This is a genomic window from Pseudomonas sp. NPDC088885, from assembly GCF_044750025.1.
In the GTDB taxonomy this organism is placed as follows: domain Bacteria; phylum Pseudomonadota; class Gammaproteobacteria; order Pseudomonadales; family Pseudomonadaceae; genus Aquipseudomonas; species Aquipseudomonas rustica.
In genome coordinates this window covers 1-4,213 of record NZ_JBIVJB010000178.1, presented here as the reverse complement: position 1 = coordinate 4,213, position 4,213 = coordinate 1, and the positions used below count along the sequence as shown (strand labels likewise).

Below are 4,213 nucleotides of genomic sequence, written 5' to 3'. Positions count from 1 at the left end.
ATGCCCAACCCGGCATGGGTTGGCCGCTTAATCTCTCAGTCATTTGGCGCCAGGCGCCGCGTTTCTTTAGAGGTCTTACCGGCTACACCTACAGTGAAGGAACCGGGCCCCTAGAAAAGAGCGCTGCTTTATACCAGAAAGACCGGGGTGCAACAACTTTCCGTGTGCAATCAATCCACAAAAAGGCGTTTTTCCGGCCTGCGAACGCTTTGGATAAAGGCCGGCACCGGTTTTTACCACTCGTCGAAGAAAATCGTCTGCACACGGCTTTCAGACTTTTTGCGCAGCGCCGTGGTCTGAAAAACCGCCATCACTGTGCCCTTAAAATGCAAAAAGGGGATAGTCATTTGTAATCCAGCCCTCTAGGGTAGGCCTTTTCCAGACTGCACTTGCAGATGGGCCTTCGATCTGTAAAAGGAAACCGACCATGCGCCTCGCTGCCCTACCCCTGTTGCTCGCCCCGCTCCTGCTGAGCCCTCTAGCCCAGGCCGCCGCGCTGAGCGTCTGCACCGAGGCCAGCCCGGAAGGGTTCGACGTGGTGCAATACAACTCGCTGACCACCACCAACGCCTCGGCCGACGTGCTGATGAACCGTCTGGTGGATTTCGACACCGCCAGCGGCAAAGTCGTGCCGAGCCTGGCCGACAGTTGGGAAGTCAGCACCGATGGCCTGACGTATGTGTTCAAACTGCATCCGCAGGTGAAATTTCACACGACCGATTACTTCAAGCCGAGTCGCGAACTGACCGCCGAAGACGTCAAATTCAGCTTCGACCGCATGCTCGACCCGGCCAACCCTTGGCACAAAGTCGCGCAAAGCGGCTTCCCGCATGCGCAGTCGATGCAACTGCCAGCACTGATCAAGAAGATCGACGCCCTCGATCCGCTAACCGTGCGCTTCACCCTTGATCACCCGGACTCGACGTTCCTGGCGACCCTGAGCATGGGCTTCGCCTCGATCTATTCCGCTGAATACGCCGACAAACTGATGAAGGCCGGCGCGACGGACAAGCTCAACAGCCAGCCAATCGGCACCGGCCCGTTCGTGTTCAATCGTTTCCAGAAAGACGCGGCGATCCGCTACAAGGCCAACCCGGACTACTTCGGTGGCAAGCCTGCGGTCGATCCGCTGATCTTCGCCATCACCCCGGACGCCAACGTGCGCCTGCAAAAGCTGCGACGCAATGAATGCCAGATCGCCCTGTCGCCGAAGCCACTCGACGTACAAGCCGCGCTGAAAGAGCCGACATTAAAAGTCGAAAAGACTGACGCGTTCATGACCGCTTTCGTTGGCATCAACAGCCAGCACCCGCCGTTGGACAAGCCGGAAGTGCGTCAGGCGATCAACCTCGCGTTCGACAAGGCCAACTACATCAAGGCTGTGTTTGAAGACACCGCCGAAGCCGCCAACGGCCCGTACCCGCCAAACACCTGGAGCTACGCGAAGAGTCTGCCGGGCTATCCGCACGACATCGCCAAAGCCAAGGCGCTGATGGCCAAGGCCGGTTTGAAGGATGGTTTCCAGACCACCATCTGGACGCGTCCGTCGGGCAGCCTGCTCAATCCGAATCCAAGCCTCGGCGCACAGATGTTGCAGTCGGATCTGGCAGAGATCGGTATTCAGGCGGAAATCCGCGTGATCGAGTGGGGCGAGCTGATTCGTCGCGCCAAGGCGGGCGAGCATGATCTGTTGTTCATGGGCTGGGCGGGCGATAACGGCGACCCGGATAACTTCCTCACGCCGCAATTTTCCTGCGCTGCTGTCAAGTCGGGGACTAACTTCGCGCGCTACTGCAACGCCGATCTGGACAAGCTGATCAGCGCCGGCAAGACCACCAGCGAACAAGGTGTACGCACCAAGCTGTACGAGCAGGCGCAGGCGCAGATTCAGCAGCAGGCGCTGTGGTTGCCGTTGGCGCACCCGACCGCGTATGCGCTGACGCGTAAGGACGTGCAGGGCTACGCCGTCAGCCCGTTCGGCCGCCAGGACTACTCCAAGGTCAACCTCAAATAACCTGCCCTGCACGGTTCCCAATGTGGGAGCGAGCCTGCTCGCGAAAGCGGTCCGTCAGTAACAAAAATGCTGACTGACACACCGGATTCGCGAGCAGGCTCGCTCCCACAGGGGTTTGTGTTGTTTCTTTGAGGATTACATCCAGCCACACTCCGCCATCGACAGCGGCTCGCCGTCACCGATGATGAAGTGATCGAGCACCCGCACATCAATCAAATCCAAAGCTTTCTGCAGTCGCTTGGTCAGCAATCGATCAGCCTGACTGGGATCAGTGTTCCCCGACGGATGGTTATGGCAGAGGATCACCGCCGCCGCGTTGTTAGCCAACGCACGCTTCACCACTTCCCGGGGATGCACGCTGGTGTTGTCGATCGATCCGCGAAACAAGGCCTCGAAATTCAGCACCTGATGTTTTGAATCGAGAAACAGACAGCCGAACACCTCATGCGGCTCATGCCTCAGCATGGCTTTGAGGTAATCGCGGACGACCTGTGGATTCTCCAGCGCAGGCTTCTCGCGCGAGCGCTCGGCCAGATGCCGCTTACCCATTTCTTGCGCCGCTTGCAGCTGCGCAAACTTTGCAGGCCCCAAGCCCAATTGTTTGCTGAATGCGTCCTGATCGGCCTCAAGCAGCAAACGCAGGCTGCCGAACTGACTCAACAAATGCCGCGCCAGATCCACAGCACTTTTCCCCGGCACGCCGGTACGAAGGAAAATCGCCAGCAGTTCCGCATCCGAAAGACTCGCCGCACCTTGTTCCAACAACCTTTCCCGCGGGCGTTCAGCCGCAGGCCAATCACGAATACTCATAGCACTTCCCTGTCTGTGGGCGCCGCTGTTCCGTAGCGGTCGCTGTGATATCTTAGCCCATCTTTTTTGCGGGCGGATTCACCCTGGGGAGGGGGTTTCGCCACGTATTTCACCCACGAAATGAAAGGCAGACCTATGCAGCGGCTGTATCGGAAACGCATCGTTCTGGGCGTCGGCGGCGGCATCGCGGCCTACAAGAGCGCCGATCTGGTTCGTCGCCTGATCGACCAGGGCGCCGAAGTGCGCGTGGTCATGACCCACGGCGGCGCCGAATTCATCACCCCGCTGACCATGCAGGCGCTGTCCGGCCACCCGGTGCACCTCGACCTGCTCGACCCGGCCGCAGAAGCCGCGATGGGCCACATCGAGCTGGCCAAGTGGGCCGATCTGGTGCTGGTCGCCCCGGCCACCGCCGACCTGCTCGCGCGTCTGGCGCAAGGCATTGCCAATGATTTGCTGACCACGCTGGTACTCGCCACTGACGCTGTCGTCGCTGTCGCGCCGGCCATGAATCAGGCGATGTGGCGCGATCCGGCGACCCAGGCCAACCTGCAACTCCTTGAAAGCCGTGGCCTGAAGACCTTCGGCCCGGCCTCGGGCAGTCAGGCCTGCGGCGACGTCGGCATGGGCCGGATGATGGAAGCCACTGACCTCGCACAGTGCGCGGCAGACTGCTTCCAGCGCCAGGCACTGACCGGCAAACACGTGGTGATCACTGCCGGCCCGACTCAAGAAAACATCGATCCGGTGCGCTACATCACTAACCACAGCTCCGGAAAAATGGGCTTTGCCCTCGCCGAAGCAGCGGTTGAAGCCGGCGCCCGCGTCACGCTGATCAGCGGCCCGGTGCACTTGCCGACGCCGGATCGCGTCACGCGTATCGACGTGGTCAGCGCCCGCGACATGCTCGCGGCGTGTGAAGCCGCGATCCCGTGCGACGTGTTCATTTCCTCGGCAGCGGTTGCGGACTACCGCCCGGAAGTCATCGCCCCGCAAAAACTCAAGAAAGATCCTACGAGCGGTGATGGCTTCGTCCTGCAAATGGTGCGCAATCCAGACATTCTGGCCACCATCGCGACCCGTCCCGACCGTCCGTTCAGTGTCGGCTTTGCCGCCGAGACCGAACACCTGCTCGACTACGCTGCACGCAAGCTGAAGGACAAGAATCTCGATTTGATCGTCGCCAACGACGTCGCCAACCCGAGCATCGGTTTCAACAGCGAAGAAAACGCCTGCAGCGTGATTGACCGTGAGCTGCACGCCACGGTTTTCGCCCAGACCAGCAAGAGCAAGATCGCTCGCCAACTGGTCACTATTATCGCCGAACGACTGAACCAGGTTTAATTTACATCCACGCAAAGAAAGCCAAGAACCTCGACCCACGCAACT

At 60.0% G+C, this 4,213-nt stretch carries 4 protein-coding genes; 3 read left to right on the top strand and 1 reads right to left on the bottom strand.

The features are described from left to right. Both ACIP1X_RS27945 and ACIP1X_RS27940 read left to right on the top strand, forming a co-directional pair. The coding region (locus ACIP1X_RS27945) for a hypothetical protein (protein WP_400755886.1) at nt 1–353 on the top strand (353 nt) is incomplete at its 5' end. A gap of 74 nt (nt 354–427) precedes the next feature. Then, nucleotides 428–2,014 carry an ABC transporter substrate-binding protein gene (locus ACIP1X_RS27940; protein WP_008086803.1) on the top strand — a complete coding sequence of 529 codons (1,587 nt, stop codon included), beginning with the start codon at nt 428–430 and terminating at the stop codon, nt 2,012–2,014. 135 nt (nt 2,015–2,149) lie between these two features. Here ACIP1X_RS27940 and radC read toward each other — a convergent pair whose 3' ends face one another. Next, nucleotides 2,150–2,824: a DNA repair protein RadC gene (gene radC, locus ACIP1X_RS27935; RefSeq protein WP_400755885.1), complete on the bottom strand. Its 675-nt coding sequence runs from the start codon at nt 2,822–2,824 to the stop codon at nt 2,150–2,152. 135 nt (nt 2,825–2,959) lie between these two features. Between radC and coaBC the strand changes: the two genes are divergently transcribed. Beyond that, nucleotides 2,960–4,168 carry a bifunctional phosphopantothenoylcysteine decarboxylase/phosphopantothenate--cysteine ligase CoaBC gene (coaBC, locus tag ACIP1X_RS27930; protein WP_400755884.1) on the top strand — a complete coding sequence of 403 codons (1,209 nt, stop codon included), beginning with the start codon at nt 2,960–2,962 and terminating at the stop codon, nt 4,166–4,168. The last annotated feature ends 45 nt before the right edge of the window (nt 4,169–4,213 follow it).